The organism is Streptomyces niveiscabiei (assembly GCF_001419795.1).
Lineage (GTDB): Bacteria > Actinomycetota > Actinomycetes > Streptomycetales > Streptomycetaceae > Streptomyces > Streptomyces niveiscabiei.
In genome coordinates this window covers 1-1,272 of the sequence record NZ_LIRL01001241.1, presented here as the reverse complement: position 1 = coordinate 1,272, position 1,272 = coordinate 1, and the positions used below count along the sequence as shown (strand labels likewise).

General features: G+C 74.1%; 1 protein-coding gene. It reads left to right on the top strand.

The window, feature by feature from the left end:
* Window positions 1-1,272, top strand: a 1,272-nt coding sequence (locus AOK24_RS48175) for a TrbL/VirB6 family protein (protein WP_206191367.1), incomplete at both ends; no start/stop codon positions are given.

Below are 1,272 nucleotides of genomic sequence, written 5' to 3'. Positions count from 1 at the left end.
ACCCCCGACCCCGCTTCCCTCCCCCGCGTCGGACAGCTGTGGAACAACTCCTGGCAGACCGCGCTGGCCTGCTACGCCCTGCTCGTCACTCTCGCCGGGATCGTGGTCATGAGCCACGAGAGCGTCCAGACCCGGCACTCCGCCAAGGAGATCGCCCCGCGCATCCCGCTGGCGTTCCTGGCCGCCGCGCTGTCGCTGTTCCTCGCGGGCAAGGCCGTCGACCTCGCCAACGCCCTCTCCCGTGCCGCGCTCAGCGGAGGCGCCGACGCCGACACGGCGGGGCCCGCGCTGCGCGACTTCGTCCTCGCCTCCTTCAACTCCGGCGAGGGCAGCGTCTTCCTGATCCTGATGTGGCTCGCGGTCGTCGTCGTGCTGGTCGCCCTGCTGGTGACCTTCGTCGTCCGCGTCGCCCTGACGATCATCCTGGTCGCCGGGGCGCCGCTGGCCCTGATCTGTCACGTGCTGCCGCAGACCGACGCCGTCGCGCGCTGGTGGTGGCGGGCCTTCGGCGGGGTGCTGGCCATCCAGGTCGCCCAGTCCCTCGCCCTGATCACGGGAGTACGGGTGTTCCTCACCCCCGGCGGCTTCGGCCGCGACGGCCTGTTCGGGCTCCACGACAACGGGCTCGTCAACGTCCTCGTCACGCTGGCGCTGCTGTACATCGTCTTCAAGATCCCGTTCTGGATCCTCGGCTCGGTGCGCCTCAGCAGTGGGCATTCCCTCGCCGGGAGCGTTGCGCGGGCGTACGTGATGTACAAGACGTTCGGGTTCCTGCACGGCCGCCACACCGCCGTCGCGGGTACGGCGCGACGTAACCCGCCGCCGGGACAGGCGGGGTGGGCGTCGCGCTCCGCCCGTTCTCCCGGGCCTCGTCCTGGTGGTCCACCATCGCGCAGGCTCGCGCCGCCGGGACCGGCGCTGTTCCTTCCGCCGCACGCCCCGTATCCCGGGCCGGGCGCTCCGACCGGCCGCGCCGCGGGACCGCCGCCGATGCCGACCTTCCAGGCCCCCGGCCCGTCGGCGCCGGCCGCTCCGTCGCCCCGGCCGCTCTTCCCACCGGGTCTCCCGGTGTTCCAGGCACCCGGCACCGGCAGCACCCCACCGGCGGTCCCGGCGTCGGGCAGGCCACCGGTGCCGGCCCGGCCTCTCTTCCAGCCGCCCACTCCACAGCCCCACGCTCCGCCCCGGTACACCACCCGGCCGCCGGCTCCGGCCGTCTTCCAGCCACCGGTACCCCCGCCTCCGCCACCCAGCCCCGCGCGCACCAACCCG